Source organism: Lysobacter sp. SCRH-1R, assembly GCF_057747855.1.
Map to the genome: position 1 here is coordinate 2,779,896 of NZ_CM173227.1, position 17,840 is coordinate 2,797,735.

General features: G+C 69.3%; 15 protein-coding genes. 7 read left to right on the forward strand and 8 right to left on the reverse strand.

Features of this window, described 5'->3' with window-relative positions:
* The first annotated feature begins 140 nt into the window (after nt 1–140).
* Together AC3ANK_RS12665 and AC3ANK_RS12670 are read left to right on the forward strand one after the other, a co-directional pair.
* On the forward strand, nt 141–1,313 hold the full coding sequence (locus AC3ANK_RS12665; RefSeq protein ID WP_484171348.1) for a glycosyltransferase family 4 protein: 1,173 nt from the start codon (nt 141–143) through the stop codon (nt 1,311–1,313).
* Nucleotides 1,310–1,858, forward strand: coding sequence for a phosphatase PAP2 family protein (locus AC3ANK_RS12670; RefSeq protein ID WP_206861127.1), 549 nt, complete (start codon nt 1,310–1,312; stop codon nt 1,856–1,858). The genes AC3ANK_RS12665 and AC3ANK_RS12670 overlap by 4 nt, the downstream gene beginning before the upstream one ends.
* A gap of 110 nt (nt 1,859–1,968) precedes the next feature.
* Here AC3ANK_RS12670 and AC3ANK_RS12675 read toward each other — a convergent pair whose 3' ends face one another.
* The 5 genes from AC3ANK_RS12675 to creB form a co-directional block, all read right to left on the reverse strand.
* Complete coding sequence (locus tag AC3ANK_RS12675) at nt 1,969–2,856, reverse strand: carbon-nitrogen hydrolase family protein (protein ID WP_484172878.1); 888 nt, start codon at nt 2,854–2,856, stop codon at nt 1,969–1,971.
* A gap of 26 nt (nt 2,857–2,882) precedes the next feature.
* Nucleotides 2,883–3,512, reverse strand: a complete 630-nt coding sequence (locus tag AC3ANK_RS12680) for a GNAT family N-acetyltransferase (protein ID WP_206861128.1) — start codon at nt 3,510–3,512, stop codon at nt 2,883–2,885.
* A 96-nt stretch (nt 3,513–3,608) separates the two neighbouring features.
* Nucleotides 3,609–4,931, reverse strand: coding sequence for a cell envelope integrity protein CreD (creD, locus tag AC3ANK_RS12685; protein WP_206861129.1), 1,323 nt, complete (start codon nt 4,929–4,931; stop codon nt 3,609–3,611).
* Between the two features lie 278 nt (nt 4,932–5,209).
* Complete coding sequence (gene creC / locus AC3ANK_RS12690; RefSeq protein WP_484171349.1) at nt 5,210–6,637, reverse strand: two-component system sensor histidine kinase CreC; 1,428 nt, start codon at nt 6,635–6,637, stop codon at nt 5,210–5,212.
* Nucleotides 6,634–7,302 (reverse strand): two-component system response regulator CreB, encoded by a 669-nt coding sequence (creB, locus tag AC3ANK_RS12695; protein ID WP_484171350.1) that lies wholly within the window; start codon nt 7,300–7,302, stop codon nt 6,634–6,636. The genes creC and creB overlap by 4 nt, the downstream gene beginning before the upstream one ends.
* An 89-nt stretch (nt 7,303–7,391) precedes the next feature.
* Here creB and AC3ANK_RS12700 point away from each other — a divergent pair, with 89 nt between their 5' ends.
* The gene (locus AC3ANK_RS12700; protein WP_484171351.1) at nt 7,392–8,252 is read left to right on the forward strand and encodes a 23S rRNA (adenine(2030)-N(6))-methyltransferase RlmJ; all 861 of its coding nucleotides are present in this window, start codon (nt 7,392–7,394) and stop codon (nt 8,250–8,252) included.
* Nucleotides 8,253–8,414: 162 nt separating this feature from the next.
* Here the strand turns inward: AC3ANK_RS12700 and AC3ANK_RS12705 are convergent, their stop codons facing one another.
* Nucleotides 8,415–9,326: a cation diffusion facilitator family transporter gene (locus AC3ANK_RS12705; protein WP_206861133.1), complete on the reverse strand. Its 912-nt coding sequence runs from the start codon at nt 9,324–9,326 to the stop codon at nt 8,415–8,417.
* 179 nt (nt 9,327–9,505) lie between these two features.
* Nucleotides 9,506–9,850 carry an MmcQ/YjbR family DNA-binding protein gene (locus tag AC3ANK_RS12710; protein WP_206861134.1) on the reverse strand — a complete coding sequence of 115 codons (345 nt, stop codon included), beginning with the start codon at nt 9,848–9,850 and terminating at the stop codon, nt 9,506–9,508.
* Nucleotides 9,851–9,904: 54 nt separating this feature from the next.
* On the opposite strand from AC3ANK_RS12710, the gene AC3ANK_RS12715 reads away from it, so the two are divergent.
* From AC3ANK_RS12715 to AC3ANK_RS12730, 4 genes are all read left to right on the forward strand, one after another.
* Entirely contained in the window at nt 9,905–10,471 is a 567-nt protein-coding gene (locus AC3ANK_RS12715; protein WP_206861135.1) for a GNAT family N-acetyltransferase, read from the forward strand.
* A gap of 116 nt (nt 10,472–10,587) precedes the next feature.
* The gene (locus tag AC3ANK_RS12720; protein WP_206861136.1) at nt 10,588–11,637 is read left to right on the forward strand and encodes a class I SAM-dependent methyltransferase; all 1,050 of its coding nucleotides are present in this window, start codon (nt 10,588–10,590) and stop codon (nt 11,635–11,637) included.
* A 283-nt stretch (nt 11,638–11,920) separates the two neighbouring features.
* Nucleotides 11,921–15,391, forward strand: coding sequence for a transcription-repair coupling factor (gene mfd / locus AC3ANK_RS12725; RefSeq protein ID WP_484171352.1), 3,471 nt, complete (start codon nt 11,921–11,923; stop codon nt 15,389–15,391).
* A 20-nt stretch (nt 15,392–15,411) separates the two neighbouring features.
* A complete protein-coding gene (locus AC3ANK_RS12730; RefSeq protein WP_484171353.1) occupies nt 15,412–15,960 on the forward strand; it encodes a phosphoglycerate mutase family protein in 549 nt (182 codons plus the stop codon).
* Between the two features lie 271 nt (nt 15,961–16,231).
* Here the strand turns inward: AC3ANK_RS12730 and AC3ANK_RS12735 are convergent, their stop codons facing one another.
* A complete protein-coding gene (locus AC3ANK_RS12735; protein WP_206861139.1) occupies nt 16,232–17,803 on the reverse strand; it encodes a phospholipase D family protein in 1,572 nt (523 codons plus the stop codon).
* Nucleotides 17,804–17,840 lie beyond the last annotated feature (37 nt).

Here is a 17,840-nt window from a genome sequence, read left to right on the forward strand (position 1 = left end):
ACGTGCATCGCAACGGGTAACCGTTTTCAGTCGCGGTTTTTCGAACCTCGCGTCATCCACGCGTCATGCCGCTGCCATCGCCGGTTCACCGCCGCCGACCACGATTGCGCAACGGGCTTGCCCAGGCCGGGGACCGGCGCATGCGCTACGCGATCGTCAGCGAAACCTATCCGCCGGAAATCAACGGCGTCGCCCTGACCGTGCAGGGACTGGAGCAGGGCCTGCGCTCGCGTGGGCACGAGGTCCAGCTGGTCCGTCCCCGGCAGTCCGCGCAGGACACGGCCGCCCCGCACGAAATGCTGGTCCGTGGCGCGCCGTTGCCACGCTATCCGGGACTGCGACTGGGCCTGCCGGCCACCTCGCGCCTGGTCGACGCCTGGAAGCAGGCGCGGCCGGACGCCGTCTACGTCGCCACCGAAGGCCCGCTCGGCTGGTCGGCGCTGCGCGCGGCCCGACGGCTGGGCATTCCCGCGGCGAGCGGCTTCCACACCCGTTTCGACGAATACATGCGCGACTACGGCCTGCCCTTCCTCACCGGGACCGCGCTGGCGTGGATGCGACGCTTCCACAACCATGCCGATGCCACGCTGGTGCCCACGCGCGAGCTGGCGGATTTCCTGCAGTCGCGGCGATTCGCGAATGTCGTGCGCCTGCCGCGCGCGGTCGACACCGCGCTGTTCGATCCGGCGCGCCGCGACGACGCGTTGCGCGCGCAATGGGGCGTCGGACCGAAGACGCTGGTGGCGATCTACGTCGGCCGCATCGCTGCCGAGAAAAACCTCGATCTCGCGGTGCGCGCGTTCCGGCAGATCCGGCATGTGCGTCCGGACGCGCGCTTCGTCTGGGTCGGCGATGGTCCGGCTCGCGCGAAACTCGAGCACGACAACCCCGACTTCATCTTCTGCGGCGTGCAGCGCGGGGAGGCGCTGGCGCGTCACTTCGCCAGCGGCGACCTGTTCGTCTTCCCGAGCCTGAGCGAAACCTTCGGCAACGTGACCCTGGAAGCGCTCGCCAGCGGCGTGCCGACCGTCGCGTTCGATTACGGCGCCGCGCGCGAATACCTTCGCGACGGCGTGCATGGCGCGGCGATCGCGCCGAACGAGGAAGGCGGATTCATCGCGCAATGCGTGCGCATCGCCGCGGACGACACGGTCCGCGAATCGATGCGCGATGCCGCGCGGCAGGCAGTGAGCCTGCTGCGCCCGGAACAGGTGAGCGCCGACTTCGACGCGCTGCTCCAGCAACTGTCCGAAGCGCGCCGCAGCGGTGCGACCGACACGATGACCACGACGGCCGAACGGGAGGCGTCATGAACCGTCAGTCCCTGCAGAAGCGTTTCGCTGCCGGCGATTCCGGCTGGTGCCTGCGCGCGAACCGCTGGGGCGAACGCGGCCGTTCGCGTTCGTACTTCGCGGCGGTGAGCCGCCTGGGCGACGGCGTGTTCTGGTACGTGCTGATGGGCGTGCTGATCGTCGTGGACGGCCTGGACGGTCTGGCGGCGTCGGCGCACCTGGCGGCCACGGGCGTGATCGCGCTGACGCTCTACAAGCTGCTCAAGCGCTGGACCCGCCGGCCGCGCCCGTTCGCGTCCGACCGCCGCATCCACGCGTGGGTCGCGCCGCTGGACGAGTTCTCCTTCCCTTCGGGTCACACGCTGCATGCGGTGGCCTTCAGCCTCGTCGGCATGGCGCATTACCCGGTGCTGGCGTGGGTGCTGGTGCCGTTCACCGCGAGCGTGGCGGCCTCGCGCGTGGTGCTCGGCCTGCATTACCCCAGCGACGTGCTGGCCGCGACGGCGATCGGCACGACGCTGGCGGGCTTCTCGCTGTGGCTGGTGCCGGGCGTTTCGCTGTTCTGATGCGCGGCGTTCGTAGCCCGGGTGAGCGAAGCGTACCCGGGTTGGAGAGGCGACCGTGCCCCGGGTGCGCTTCGCTCACCCGGGCTACAAAAGCTACAAGAGCGAAGCCCCTAAGCCGCCGCGCGCACCACCTTCGCCCGCGCCACGCTCGGGAAATACTGCGCCGCCCAGTCGCGATCGTTGGACACCTGCGCGTGCGCGCGACTGGCTTCGAGCGCGCCGAAATCCAGCGTCGCCACCGCCCAATGCTGTTCGCCGCGCGTCTGCACGACCATCCCGTCGTGCGGCAGGCCCACGTCCATCGGTGCGATCAGCGCCGCCTCGCCCGTGTTGACGTCCAGCGCCGGACTCCACGGCGCCTCGCCGGCGGTCACCGACTGCGCGACGAAACACCGGTTCTCCAGCGCCCGCGCCAGGCAGCCCACGCGCACGCGCGTCGCGCCCGCATCGGTGTCCGTGCAACTGGGCACGATCAGCAACCGCGCGCCCGCCTCGCATTGCGCGCGCACCGGCAGCGGGAATTCGCTGTCGTAGCAGACCGCGATGGCGCCGCGCACGCCGTCGGTCTCGAACACCTTCAGCTCGTCGCCCGATTCGATCACGCCCGTATGCTTCTCGAAGCCGGTCAGGCGCAGCTTGTCCTGCCACACGTGCGCGCCGTCGGGCGCGAAGGCGTAACTGCGGTTGCGATACCGCCCGCGCCCGGTGTCGAGCAGGAAGGTGCCCGCGACCACGTGCATCGCACGCTCACGTGCCAGGCGCGAGAACAGCTCGACGAACGCGCCGTGATACCGCTGCGTCGCCGCGAGCGAGGCGTGCAGGTCGGCGCGGATCGCATCGTCGAAGGTCGCCGCAAGTTCCAGCGACAGATATTCGGGCAGCACCGCGATGCGCGCGCCGAGCGCCTGCGCCTCGTCCAGCCACTGCGCCTGCTTGCGCGCGAAGGCGTCGAAATCCGCCGGCGCGTCGATCGTGTACTTCGCCACCGCCACCTTCAGCGCGGCCGGGCGTTCGTGCGATTGGGTCATCGGGTGCGCTCCAGGGGTCGCAGCCAGAACGTGAGGGTGTGGTCGATCTCGTCGCGCTGCCCGACTTCGCGCCACGGCAGGTGCGCGCGCAGCTCCGGGCGCGGGCGATAGCCGCGTTTTTGCCAGAAGGCCTCGTTGCCGCGATGGAAGGCCGGCCTGCGCGGATGCGTCGCTTCGCGGTCCACCGAACAGAACGCCGTCCAGCCGTACTCGCCGTAGCTGCGCGCGTGCGCCTCGCGCTCGTCGAAGAAACGGTGGCCGATGCCGCGCCCGCGATACTGCGGCAGCAGCACCGATTCGCCGCAATAGAACACGTCCGTCGGCGGGATCGAAATGTTCGCGAAGGCCGCCGTGAAGGCCTCCGATTCGTCCGCCAGCGGAAGCCCGGTGGAGGCGCCGACGACGAGATCGCCGTCGAACGCGAGCACCGCCACGCTGCGCGGCGAGCGCAGGTAGGTGTGCAGGTACTCCGCTTCGTAGTCCTCGTCGCCGTCGTAGAGGTACGGCCAGTCGCGGAACACCGCGATGCGCAGCGCGGCCAGGTGGCCCAGCCAGGGCTCGATCGCCAGGCCGTTGTAGCAGCGGACCTGCAGCGGGCGCTGCGTTTCGACAGGTTTTGCGTCCATGACGTACATGTTAGGCGACCCCGGTGGTTGGGCGAAGGACGGAAGCAGGCGCGACGAAAGCGACCGCGGAGCTGCCCGCTCCACGGTCGCGTTCACTCATGCCTGACGCACCGCCGGGCGCGCACCGGCCAGTTGGTACCAGTCGACCTTGCGCGTCACCACCATCACCGTCGCCAGCACGAGGAACAGCAGGCCCGCGCCGAGCACGAGCGCGTTGTCCTCCGACACCAGCAATCCGTACAGCGCGGCGTACAGCGTGGCGAGCATCGCGGCGAAGCCCATGCCGCGCGCGGTGCTGCGCAGCACGGCGCTCAGGTAGAAGCCGAGCAGCCCGATGCAGGCCACGCTGGCGACGAGGTAGGCGATCGGGAAGCGGATGTGTTCGCTCAGGCTCACCAGCAGCAGGAAGAAGATCGCCAGCGCGAGGCCCACCAGGCCGTACTGGATCGGGTGGATCGGCAGCTGCTTGATGAGTTCGAACAGGAAGAACCCGACGAAGGTGAGCACGACGAACAGCAATCCGTACTTCGTCGCGCGATCGGCCTGGGTGTAGATGTCGACCGGGTCGATCAGCGACACGCTCACGCCTTCCTCCCGCGCGAGTTCGCCCAGCGCCGCGCCACCCAGGAACCGGCCCTGCGCGTTGCTGGCGACGGACGCGATGTCCCAGTCGGCGCGGAAGCCGGACGCGTCGGTCTCCTGGCGCGGCGAGGTGCCGGCGAAGCTCGGATGCGGCCACTTGGAATCCAGCGCGAAGCGGTTCTTGCGTCCCAGCGGCACCAGCGAGAGTGTTTCGGTACCGCCCAGCACCAGGTCCAGTTCGGTGGACAGCGCGAGCGTCTCGCCCGGTCGCGGCACGTCGAGCCGCGCGTGCAGGCCGGAACCGTCGCGCGCGCCCTGCCCTTCCAGCAGCGGCACGTCGCGGCCGTCCACGCGCAGCACCGGCGTCGAACGCAGGCCGCGCACGTCGGCGATGCCGTAGCTCAGCCACGGCCGGCCGATGCGGCGCGCGGCCGGATCGCCGTCGCTGGGGATCACCGCGTTGAAGCTCGCCGTCGCCTTGCCCTTCCACTCGTACACGCGCACCTCGTGCAGCCCGCGCTTGCGCGTGTCCGGCGCGAGCGTCCCGCGCACGTCGAGCGCGGTCGGGAAGAAGATCCACTGCGAGGTCTTGGCGCGGCGCACCTTGCGGATGACGTTGAAGCGGTCGGGCTCCTCGACTTCGACCTCTTCGGTATACGGCACCACCAGCACCGGCCCGGCGAACGACTGCGCCCCGGCGTAACTGCGCGCGATGTCGGACACCGCCTGCGCGCGGTACATCTGCCGGTCCTGGATGACACCGCGGATCATCAGCAGGGGAATGAGGATCGCGAGGGTCATCGCGACGACGAAACCGATCTTCAGGAACAACCGCATGGTCCAGCTCCGTGGAATGTGACGCAGGGAGCTTGGGCGCAATGCGTGGGGCGACGATGGCGGGACGGTGAAGCGGGGGTGAAGTCCTGGGTGGCCGGCGTTTGAGCCCTCTCCCACCGGGAGAGGGGTTGGGGTGAGGGTCGGGACATGCGGTCACGCCGCAGGGCTCTTGCAGTCCTTGTAGCCCGGGTAAGCGAAGCGCACCCGGGGCGCGGTCGCCTCTCCAACCCGGGTGCGCTTCGCTTACCCGGGCTACAAAAGCCACAAGGCTGTTGGCTTCAGCCCCGCACCACCAGCACCGCCACCGCCCCGCCCCCGTCGCGATTGACCAGCGACGCCTCGCCTCCATGCAGCGCGGCCACTTCCGCCACGAAGGGCAACCCGAGCCCGCTGCTGCGGCTTCCATTCCCCGGTCGCGGCAACGAATAGAACCGCTCGAACACGCGGCCCAGCGCGTACTCCGGAACACCCGGCCCGCGATCGCGCACTTCCACGCGCTGGCGGCCGTCCTGCGCGTGCAGCACGACTTCGATCGCCTCGCCGGGCGGCGAGAAATCCATCGCGTTCCCGATCAGGTTGACCACCGCCTGCCGCAACAGGAAGCGATCGCCCTGCACCGGCGGCAATCCCGGCGCCAGATCGAGCGACAGGCGCAATCCCGCCTGCGACAGGCGCGTATCGCACTGCGCCGCCGCATCGGCGACGACCTCCGCGAGCGACAACGCTTCGGGATGCTCGAGCCGGCGCCGATGCTCCACCGCCGCCAGCGCCAGCATCTTGTCGATCATCTGCGCCAGCCGCTCGCTCTGCGCGCGGATCGTCGCGGCGAAACGCGTGCGATCGGCCTCGTCCAGCGGACCTTCCAGCAGCTCCGCGCTGCCGCGGATCGCCGCCAGCGGGCTCTTCATCTCGTGCGTGAGCGTGTGCACGTACTGCTCGACGTACTGCTTGCCTTCCAGCTGCGTGCGCATGGTTTCGAGCGCGTGGCCGAGCTCGCCGAACTCGCCGGTCGTGCGCGGCAATGGCGCGCGTTCGCCCGCGGTCACCGCGTTCGCATAGCGACGCAGCGCGCCGAGCTGGCGCGACAGCCACCACGCCGCGAGCAACCCGGTCGCCAGCGACACGCCCAGCAGCAGCGCGCCCCAGCGCCACACGGCGCGCTGGCTGCGTTCGATGAACGGCGCGATGGCGCGGTTCGGCTTGGCAACGGTCAGCACGCCGGCGATGCGCCCGCCCGCGTCGCGGATCGGCGCCGCCACGTGCATGACGGTCGAATTCGGATCGGCGTATTCGCTGCGCGTGGAGCGCGCACCGTAACGGCCGCGCAGCGTCAGGTACACGTCGTTCCAGCGCGAATAGTCGCGCCCGACGTCGCGCCCGGCGCTGTCGAACACGACGATGCCGCGCGCGTCGGTGACGTAGATGCGATATTGCGAGGTGCGCTTTCCGAAGCCCCAGATCTGCGCGCCGTAATCGCGCCCGGCCATCGCGCGCACGCGCCGGGCGAAGGCGCCGTCGTCGATGCGGCCGGCGAGAAAGTCGTCGGTGGCCAGTTCGGCGAGCACGTTCGCCGTATCGACCAGCGTGTCCTCCATCGCCTGGCGCACGCCGGGCTTCACCTGCGCGACGAACACCTGCGCCAGCAGGAATCCGGTGATCGCGACGATCAGGAAATAGCCCAGGAAGATGCGCAGCCCGATCTTCATGCGCCACCGTCCAGCGAATAGCCCAGGCCGCGATGCGTGCGGATCGGATCGGCGTCGGGCGCGACCTCGCGCAGCTTCGCGCGCAGGGTCTTGATGTGCGTGTCCACGGTGCGGTCGCCGCTCTCCAGCGCATCGCCCCACACGCGGTCCATCAACTGCGCACGCGACAGCACCGCGCCCGGGCGTTGCAGCAGCGCGGCGAGCAGGCCGTATTCGTAGCGCGTGAGGTCGAGCGTGCGGCCCCGGTAGCGGATGCGATGACCGTCCGCGTCGTGCACGAAACCGCCATCCTCGTGCGCCGCTGGCGCATGCAACCGGCGCAGCACGACGCGCACGCGCGCGACCAGCTCGCGCGGCGAGAACGGCTTGGTCACGTAGTCGTCCGCGCCGATTTCCAGGCCGAGGATGCGGTCGGCCTCGGCGTCCTGCGCGGTGAGGAAGATCACGGGCAGGTCGCGCTCGCGGCGCAATTCGCGGCACAGCGCGAAGCCGCCGATGTCCGGCAGCCCCACGTCGAGCACCGCCAGGTCGAACGCCTGCCCGCGCGCCGCGGCCAGCGCCTCGCCGCCGGTCAGGCAGTGCACCGCCTCGAAGCCGTCCGCGCGCAACGCGTGCAGCACGACCTGGGCGATGGCGGGTTCGTCTTCCACCAGGAGGATGCGCATGGGCCGGGATTGGGGATTCGGTATCGGGGATTCGTAAAATCGAAGGCAAGAGCATACTGGCTCTTTCGAATCCCGAATCCCGATCCCCGATGAACTACCGCCACGCCTTCCATGCCGGCAACCACGCCGACGTGCTCAAGCACATCGCCGTGCTCGCGCTGTGCGACACCCTGACCGCCAAGCCCGCGGCGGCGTTCGCACTGGACACGCACGCCGGGCGCGGGCTTTACGCGCTGGACAGCAATTCGGCCCAGCGCACCGGCGAGGCCGAGGGTGGAATCGGGCGGCTGGTGGCCGAGGCGCCGAAGCACCCGGCCATCGCGCGCTACCTGGCCGCGGTGCGCGCGTGCCGTCACGAGCACGGGCCGACGGCCTACCCCGGTTCCCCCTGGCTGCTCACGCACGCGCTGCGCGAGCAGGACCGTATCGCCGCCTGCGAACTCCATCCGGAGGAAGCGGGACAGCTTCGGCATGTGTTCGAGCGCGACCCGCGCGTCGCCGTGCACGAACGCGACGGCTACGCGGCGATGAAGGCGCTGCTGCCGCCGCGCATCGGTGCCACGCGCTACAACCGTGGGCTGGTGCTGATCGATCCGCCGTTCGAGGCGCAGCTGGAGGAGTTCGACACCGCACTGGCCGCGCTGCGCGACGCGCTGACGCGCTGGCCGCAGGGCATCTACGCGCTGTGGTATCCGATCAAGCTGCGGCGCTCGCTGCAGCCGTTCTACCGCCGTGCGGCGACGCTGCCGGCGAAGTCCTCGTTCGTCGCCGAACTGCTGGTGCGCGCCGACGATTCCCCGCTGCGCATGAACGGCAGCGGGCTGCTGATCCTCAACCCGCCGTGGCAGCTCGACCAGACGCTCGCCGGCGTGTTGCCGCTGCTGGCGAAGGTACTGGGCGAAGGCGCGCAGGCGGAAAGCCGGCTGGAGTGGCTGGTGCGCGCGGCGTAGGTTGCGTTCATGTCGGCTTTGCAGCCCGGGTAAGCGAAGCGCACCCGGGTTGGAGAGGCGACCGCGTCCCCGGGTGCGCTTCGCTTACCCGGGGGACGAAGAACTCCGTCATGCGGCGAATGCCTGGGGACGACTACTCCAACCGCCCCCCGCCTCGAACCCTCAAACCGCCTTGCAATCCGGTTCGAAGAAACTCCAGCGCACTTCCGGGAAACTCTGCTTCAGCGCGCGCTCGATCACGTTGATCTGGTCCACCAGCGTCTCCACGTCGCGCCGCTCGTGCAGTTGCGCCTGCACCGACACCAGCACCTCGTTGCCCAGCTGCAGCGTGATCAGGCTGATCACGCGCTGCACTTCCGGGCGCGCCTCCAGGAATTCGCGCATCTGCTTCTGCCGCGCCGGATCCACGCTCTGGCCGATCAGCATCGCCTTCACTTCGATCGCGACGAACACCGCCACCACGATCAGCAGCGCGCCGATGGCGATGGTGCCCACCGCATCCCACAGCGGATTGCCGGTGACCACCGCCATGACCACCGCGATCAGCGCGAACACCAGGCCCAGCAGCGCGGCGAGGTCCTCGCCGAAGATGACGACCAGCTCGGCCTGGCGGCTTTCGCGGAACCACTGCCACAGGTTGCGGTCGCCGCGCGCCTTGTTGACCTCCTGCAGGCATGCGCGCATCGATACCGATTCGGCCGCGATGGCGAACACCAGCACGCCGACCGCCCACCACCAGTCCTGCAACTGCTCGGGATGCTGGAGTTTGTGGATGCCTTCGTACAGCGAGAACATGCCGCCGACGGTGAACAGCATCACCGCCACCAGGAACGACCAGAAGTAGATCGCCTTACCGTATCCCAGCGGGTATTCCGGCGACGGCGGTGCCTTGGCCTGGCGCATGCCCAGCAGCAACAGCAACTGGTTGCCGCAGTCGGCCAGCGAGTGCACGGTCTCGGCCAGCATCGCGCTGGAGCCGGTGAAGAACGCGGCCAGGCCCTTGGCCACCGCGATCGCGAAATTGGCACCGAGCGCGAACAAGATCGCGCGGGTCGAATCACCACCACCAGCCATGCGTCGTCCTTAAAGAGTTGGGTGAGACCAGGGCTGAACCGGCCAGCCTTGCCGCGCCGGGAGTGGCGCCGTGGTATTTGCGAAAGCGGCGCGAGTCTAGCATCGCCCCATGTAGCGCCGATGCGGGCGTCGCGTGTGGGTTGCGTCAAACCGGCACGCGCGGGCGGCTTCCGGTGGCGTCAATCGGCGAGTTCGCGCTGCGTCTTCTTCGGCAGTTTCGCGCGGACCAGCTCGTAGCTGCGGCGCAGCAGCGCCTGCAGTTCCTTCGCCGGCACGCGCCCGGGATCGGCCACCATCACCCAGTGCGCACGCGCCAGGTACGGGGCCGGTTCGAAGCCGGGGCGGCCGGTCAGTTCCAGGAAGCGCTCGTCCTCGACCTTGAAGCTCAGGCTGCCGGTGCCGTGCACGCGGGTGACGCAGAACATCTTCCCGGCGACCGAGAACACCAGGTCCTCGCCCCACTTGATCGAGGACTCCACGCCCGGCCAGCCGCCCACCCATTCCCGCAACTTCGCGCCGTCCATCGCCTGCCCGCCCCGTGAAGAATGTGAATACGGGCAGTGTGCCAATATCCGCCCATGGCCGCGCGCGAACGACTCCCGCCCTGGCACGAACGGATGCGTCTTCCCAACGGACGCGAAGTATTGATTCGTCCGATCCGCCCCGAAGACGCAGAACCGATCCGCGCCAGCTTTTCCCTGCTCCAGCCGGAGGAGGTGCGACAGCGCTTTTCTTCCGACATCCAGCGCGACGCGTTGTCGGAGATGACGCCCGAAGCCGCCGAGCGGATGACCCGCATCAACCCCAAGAACGAATTCGCGCTGGTCGCGGCCGAGCCGCTGCCGCCGGGCGAGGCGCTGGTCGGCGCGGTCGCGCGCATCGCGGTGGACGACAACGGCCGCGACGCCGAATTCGCCATCCTGGTCAGCCACTACGTCGCCAACATGGGCTTGGGCCGGTACCTGATGACCCGGCTGGTGAAATGGGCGCGCGGCAAGAAGCTGGACTGCGTCTACGGCGACGTGTTCGAGCACAACCAGGCGATGCTGTCGCTGGCCGAATCGCTGGGCTTCGAGCGCAGCAACCGGCAGGACGCCACCGGGCTGGTGCGCGTGCGGCTCGATCTGAAGCCCAGGGCCGCCTGAGCGACCCCGGGTGGCCGGCCGCGTAGGGCCGCCGCGTTGGAACGGGATGACAGGGGGCCTCGCGGCAGGCACAGCCGCGCGCGTCCACGAACGGACAGCTTCCGGACATCCCCGCCATGAACATCAACGAAGAGCGCCTCAACCAGTTCCTCGGCCATGCCGTGGGCGACCTCGGCGCGGCGATCAGCGCCACCCTCATGCTGGTGGGCGACCAGCTCGGCCTGTACCGCGCGCTCGCCGACGAGCCGATGGGCGCGGCCGACCTCGCCCGCCGTACCGGCACCAACGAGCGCTACATCCGCGAATGGCTGGGCAACCAGGCCGCCGGCGGCTACGTCGAGTACGACCGCGCCAGCGACACCTACTCGCTCAGCGCCGAACAGGCGCTGTGCCTGGCCGATCCCGGCGGGCCGGTCGACCTGCCCGGCGCGTATTCGATCGTCGAGGCGACCTTCCACGCGCTGGAAAAGACCAAGGACAACTTCCGCACCGGCCAGGGCATGGAATGGGGCGAGCACCATCCCTGCCTGTTCCATGGCACCGAACGCTTCTTCCGCGCCGGCTACAACGCGCACCTGGTGACCGAGTGGCTGCCCGCGCTGGAGGGCGTGGTCGACAAGCTGCGCGCGGGCGCCAAGGCCGCCGACGTCGGCTGCGGCCACGGCGCGAGCACCTCGCTGATGGCGCGTGCGTTTCCGCAATCGACGTTCTACGGCTTCGACTACCACGGCCCGTCGATCGACGTCGCCCGCGAGCGCGCGCGGCAGGCCGGCGTGGAGAACGCGCGGTTCGAAGCGGCCGACGCGACCGGCTACATGGAGAAGGACTTCGACCTGATCTGCTTCTTCGATTGCCTGCACGACATGGCCGACCCCGTCGGCGCGGCGCGGCACGCGTTGCAGGCGCTCAAGCCCGATGGCACGTGCATGCTGGTCGAACCCTTCGCCGGCGACAGCGTGGCGGAGAACCTCAATCCGGTCGGTCGCGTGTATTACGGTGCGTCCTCGCAGATCTGCGTGCCGGTGTCGCTCGCGCGCAACGGCCCGGCGCTCGGTGCGCAGGCCGGCGAGGCGCGGCTGCGGCAGGTGATGCTGGACGCGGGCTTCACGCGGTTCCGGCGGGCGACGCAGACGCCGTTCAACCTGGTGTTCGAGGCCAGGCCTTGAGGCCAGGAACGAGGGAAGAGGAACGGGAAACGAGTGGCTACGCCTGCTCGTTTCCCGTTCCCGATCACTCGTTTTTCCAGTAGCGAGGGGGCACGCGCGCCGCGGGCGGAATGTCCGCGGCGCGCTTCTATTCGCGACCTGCTCGCAGGAGCTGGGCCACAACCGCCTCCAGCGGCACGGCCTTCATTGGGGGATTCCGTAAAATGCGGGCTCTTTGCGCTGGGAGCGACGGCTTCCGGCGCTGCCCTTGTTTTCACCGCCCCACGCGCCCCACATCCTTCCGATGCCGAAGTCCGCACTCCCGACGCCCCCCCTGCCCCGCGCCGGCCAGCAGCGCGCCTGGTGGCGCGCCCCGGCCTCGCCGTCCGCGCTGGCCTTCCACATCGCCGCCGCCGCTGCCGCGCACGACGCCCCGCTGCTGGTGGTCGCGCGCGACAACCACGGAGCGCACCAGCTCGAATCCGACCTGCACACGCTGCTCGGCGCGCAGCAGTCGGACCTGCCGGTGATCGGTTTCCCCGACTGGGAAACCCTGCCCTACGACGTCTTCAGCCCGCATCCGGACATCGTCAGCCAGCGACTGGCCGCGCTGCACCGCCTGCCCACGCTCAAGCGCGGCATCGTGATCGTGCCCGTGCAGACGCTGCTGCAGCGCCTGGCACCGCTCAAGCACGTGGTCGGCGGCAGTTTCGACGTGAAGACCGGCCAGCGGCTGAACCTCGACGCGGAAAAACGCCGTCTGGAATCCGCCGGCTACCGCCACGTGCCGCAGGTGCTCGATCCAGGCGATTTCGCCGTGCGCGGCGGGTTGCTCGATGTGTATCCGATGGGCGCCGACCAGCCGTTCCGCGTCGAGCTGCTGGACGACGAGATCGAGACGATCCGCGCGTTCGATCCAGAATCGCAGCGTTCCCTGGAGAAAATCGACGCGGTGCACCTGCTGCCCGGCCGCGAAGTGCCGCTGAGCGATGTCGCGCTCAAGCGCGCGCTCGATGCGTTGCGCGACCGGTTCGACCTCGATACGCGCCGGAGCGCGCTCTACCAGGACCTGAAGGCCGGCCTGGCGCCTCCGGGCATCGAGTACTACCTGCCGCTGTTCTTCGATACGACGTCCACGCTGTTCGATTACCTCGACGCGAACACGCTCCCGGTGATCGCCGATGGCGCGATGGAGGCGGCCGGCCAGTTCTGGACGCACACCGGCGAGCGCTACGAACAGCGTCGTCACGATCTGGAACGCCCGCTGCTCCCGCCCGACGCGCTGTACCTGCCGCCGGACACGCTGCGCGAGCGCCTCAACGCCGGCGCACGCGTGGAGGTCTGCGGCGAAGGCCATGCGCAGCGCGAACGCGCGAGCGCGCTCGGCGACCAGCCCGCACCGGCATTGCCCGTCGCCGCGCGCGATCACGCGCCGGCCGATGCGCTCAAATCGTTCCTGTCGAGCTATCCCGGCCGCGTGCTGATCGCGGCGGATTCGCCGGGCCGGCGCGAGGCGCTGCTGGAAATACTGCAGTCGGGCGCATTGAAGCCGGACGTCGTCGCCGATTTCGCGGCATTCCAGCGTGAGGACGGCGCCAAGTTCGCCATCGCGGTCGCGCCGCTCGAGGACGGCTTCGCGATCACCGATCCCGCCTTCGTCGTCCTCACCGAACGCCAGCTGTTCCCCGAACGCGCGAGCCAGCCGCGTCGCCGACGTCGCGTCGGCCGCGAGCCGGAAGCGATCATCAAGGACCTGGGTGAACTCACCGAAGGCGCGCCGATCGTCCACGAAGACCACGGCGTCGGCCGTTATCGCGGCCTGGTGACGCTGGAAGCCGGCGGCATGCCCGCCGAATACCTGGAAATCGAATACGCGAAGGGCGACCGGTTGTACGTGCCGGTCGCGCAGCTGCACCTGATCAACCGCTATTCCGGCGCGTCGGAAGAAACCGCGCCGCTGCATTCGCTCGGCGGCGAGCAGTGGACGAAGGCCAAGCGCAAGGCTGCCGAAAAGGTGCGCGACGTCGCCGCCGAACTGCTGGAAATCCAGGCCAAGCGGCAGGCGCGCGCGGGACTGGCGATCGACGTGGACCGCGCGGTGTACGAGCCGTTCGCGGCGGCGTTCCCGTTCGAGGAAACGCCCGACCAGCACGCGGCCATCGAAGCGGTGCTGCGCGATCTTTCATCGAGCCAGCCGATGGACCGCGTGGTCTGCGGCGACGTCGGTTTCGGCAAGACCGAGGTCGCCGTGCGCGCCGCGTTCGCCACCGCCATGGGCGGCAAGCAGGTCGCGGTGCTGGTGCCGACGACGCTGCTGGCCGAACAGCACTACCGTAATTTCCGCGACCGTTTCGCCGATTGGCCGATCAGGGTCGAAGTGCTGTCGCGCTTCAAGACCAAGAAGGAGATCGAGACGGAACTGGCCAAGGTCGCCGAAGGCACCATCGACGTGATCGTCGGCACGCACCGCCTGCTGCAGAAGGACGTGCGCTTCAAGGACCTGGGCGCGGTGATCGTCGACGAGGAACAGCGTTTCGGCGTGCGCCAGAAGGAAGCGCTGAAGGCGCTGCGCGCGAACGTGCACCTGCTCACGCTGACGGCCACGCCGATTCCGCGCACGCTCAACATGGCGATGGCGGGCCTGCGCGATCTGTCGATCATCGCGACTCCGCCGGCGCATCGCCTCGCCGTGCAGACCTTCGTCGTGCCGTGGGACGACATGCAGCTGCGCGAGGCGTTCCAGCGCGAGCTGTCGCGCGGCGGCCAGGTGTATTTCCTGCACAACGACGTGGAGAGCATCGGGCGCATGCAGCGCCAGCTGGTCGAACTGGTGCCCGAGGCGCGCATTGGCGTCGCGCACGGCCAGATGCCGGAGCGCGAGCTGGAGCGCGTGATGCTCGACTTCCACAAGCAGCGCTACAACGTGCTGCTGTCGACGACGATCATCGAATCGGGCATCGACATCCCCAACGCGAACACCATCATCATCCACCGCGCCGACCGCTTCGGCCTGGCGCAGCTGCACCAGCTGCGCGGGCGCGTCGGTCGTTCGCATCACCGCGCCTACGCCTATCTCGTCGTGCCCGATCGCAAGGCGATGACCGACGATGCGCGCAAGCGCCTCGATGCGATCGCGGCGATGGACGAACTCGGCGCGGGCTTCACCCTGGCCACGCACGACCTGGAAATCCGCGGCGCCGGCGAACTGCTCGGCGAGGAACAAAGCGGCCAGATGGCGGAAGTCGGCTTCAGCCTCTACACCGAATTGCTGGAACGCGCGGTGCGTTCGATCCGCCAGGGCAAGCTGCCGGACGTGGACGCGGTGGAAGCGCGCGGCGCGGAAGTGGAGCTGCGCGTGCCGGCGCTCATCCCCGACGATTACCTGCCCGACGTGCACACGCGCCTGACGCTCTACAAGCGCATCAGCGGCGCGCGCGATGCGGACGAACTGCGCGAGTTGCAGGTGGAGATGATCGACCGCTTCGGCCTGTTGCCGGACGCGGCGAAGTTCATGTTCGCGGTCGCCGAACTGAAGCTGCGCGCGACCGAACTGGGCATCCGCAAGCTCGACCTGGGCGAGGCCGGTGGTCGCGTGCATTTCGTCGAGAAGCCCAACGTCGATCCGATGGCGATCATCCGCCTGATCCAGGGCCAGCCGAAGCTCTACAAGATGGAAGGGCCGGACAAGCTGCGCATGACGCTCGACCTGCCGGACGGTTCGTCGCGCGTGCTGGCGGCCAAGGGCATCCTGACGGCACTTCAGCCGGCCGCGTGAGGTCGGCTATGGTGGGCGGCATGAAGATGCCGCTCACCGCCCTGGTTCTTTCCTCGTGCCTGTCGCTGCTGTCCGGCTGTGCGTCCGCTCCGGATGCGAGCGCGCATCGCGATGGGCCCGCGACGCCCAACCATGCGTCGATGACGTTCGTGATCGTGCGCCACGCGGAGAAGGTCGCGGACGGTTCGAAGGATCCGCCGCTGACCGAAGCGGGACGCGCACGCGCGCAGGCCCTGGCGCAGCGGTTGTCATCGGTGCCGGTGATCGCGGTGTACACCACGCCGCTGCAGCGCACCCGCCAGACCGCGACGCCGACCGCGCAGGAACATGGACTGCCCCTGATCACCTACGACGCGAAGCTGCCGGCCGCCGATTTCGCCACGCGGTTGCGGCAACGGCACGCGGGACAGACGGTGCTGGTCGTGGGTCATAGCAACACCGTGCCGGATATCGCGTCGGCGCTGTGTTCGTGCGAAGTCGCGCCGATGAGCGAGGCGGAGTACGACCGGCTCATGACGGTGCGGGTCGATGGGTCGGGGCGTGCTTCGTTTGAAGTTGGGCGGCAGTAGCCTTGCGGCGGCGATAGGCCGGGCGGCGGTGCCGCTCCCTTCCCCCTTTCGGGAGAAGGCGCCCGCAGGGCGGATGAGGGGCAACGGAGCAACCAGGCGGGGCCGGCCCCTTCCCTCCGCGCCGACCCAAACCGCGCCGCACTGACGCTTTTACTCACTGCTCACTCCTCTCCCCTCGCTCTACCGTCACCCCTCACCCCACCCCCTCGCCGGGAGGGAGAGGGGCTCAAGCGCTGGCGCCATGCGGCCGTGTTTCAGCGAAGCGCCCACCTCACAGCTGCGACTCCACCGGCAACCACCGCACCACCGCCGCCATCGCGCGGCGCTTCCAGTCGGCGTCCGGCTCGCGCGTCCACATGCGCGGGGGATCGGCGCCCGCGTCTTCCCAGCGCAGTTCGCCGTTTTCCAGCCACAGCCGGTAACTGTTCTCGTGGCCGACCTTCCATTCGTACAGGCGCAGCAGATCGCGTGTGAGCTGCGTGTCGGTGAACAGGATGCCCATCTCGGTGTTGAGATTGATCGAGCGCGGATCGAAGTTCACCGAACCGACGAACCCCACGTCGCCGTCGGACATGAACGCCTTGGTGTGCAGGCTCGCCTCGCTCGACGAGGAACCGAGCAGCCCGCTGCCGCCTCCGCTCGGCGACCCACGCGCCTTCAGTTCGTACAGTTCGATGCCGCCCCGCAGCAGCGGCACGCGATACGGCGCATAACCGCCATGCACCGCCGCGACGTCCGTGGCGGCCAGCGAATTGGTCAGGATGCCGATGCGCACGCCTCGATCGCGCATGCGCAGCAGCGACGCCACGCCGTCGTCGCCCGGCACGAAGTACGGCGAACTGATGAACATCTCGCGTCGGGTGTCGACGAACGCCGGCGTGATCGCATCGATCAGCCAGTCGCCGCGACGCGGTGCACCTTCGGCCTTCTGCGGCGGATCGGACACCACGTGCGCGTCCGGCGTCCAGCGCAGCCCGCGGCTGCCGCGCAGCAGCGCCTGCACGCTGGGCGAACGGCGCAGCTGTTCGACGTAGGGTCTGGCGTCTTCCGAGCGGTATTCCAGCGCACCCACGCGCCGCAGACGCGGCAGCGAGAGCTCGTCCGCGTCGACCAGCTGGTCCAGCGGAATCGCCGCCGGGCTGTTCCAGTACGCGTCGAAGATGCGCGCGGTTTCGCGCACCGGTTCGCCGATAACGGCGAGATCGGCGTCGAGGAAGTTCGACGCCTCCGCCGCGCCGAAATACTCGTCGCCGATGTTGCGTCCGCCGACCACCGCGATGCGGCCGTCGGCGATCCACGCCTTGTTGTGCATGCGCCGGTTGAGGCTGAACACCCGCAGCAGCAGTTCCACGCCGCGCAGGAAATACGATTGCCGCGCGCGCGAGGGATTGAACAGGCGCACCTCGATGTTCGGATGACGCGCCAGCGCGGCGAGCACGGAATCTTTCGCGTGCGAGTTCAGGTCGTCCAGCAGCAAGCGCACGCGCACGCCGCGATCGGCCGCGCGCACCACCTCGTGCACGATCAGGCTGCCGGTGAGGTCGGGCTTCCAGATGTAGTACTGCAGGTCGAGGCTGCGCCCGGCCTCGCGTGCGGTCAGCGCGCGCACGGTGAAGGCGTCGAGGTTGTCGGCGATCAGCGACAGCCCGGCCTGGCCGGGATGCGCCTGCTCCATCGGTGCGATGGAGCGGTCCAGCGGCGTCTCCACCACGGCGGCGGGAATCGCCTGCGAGGGCGCGCCGCGCGCACGCTGGGCGAAACGCCCGTAGCTGTAGACCGACAGCAGCGACGCCGTCGCCAGCAGCAGCACGGCCAGGCCAATCCACCGCAGCTTCCGGGTCATGTGGATCCCGCGTTGTGCATTGCATCGATTCTAGCGA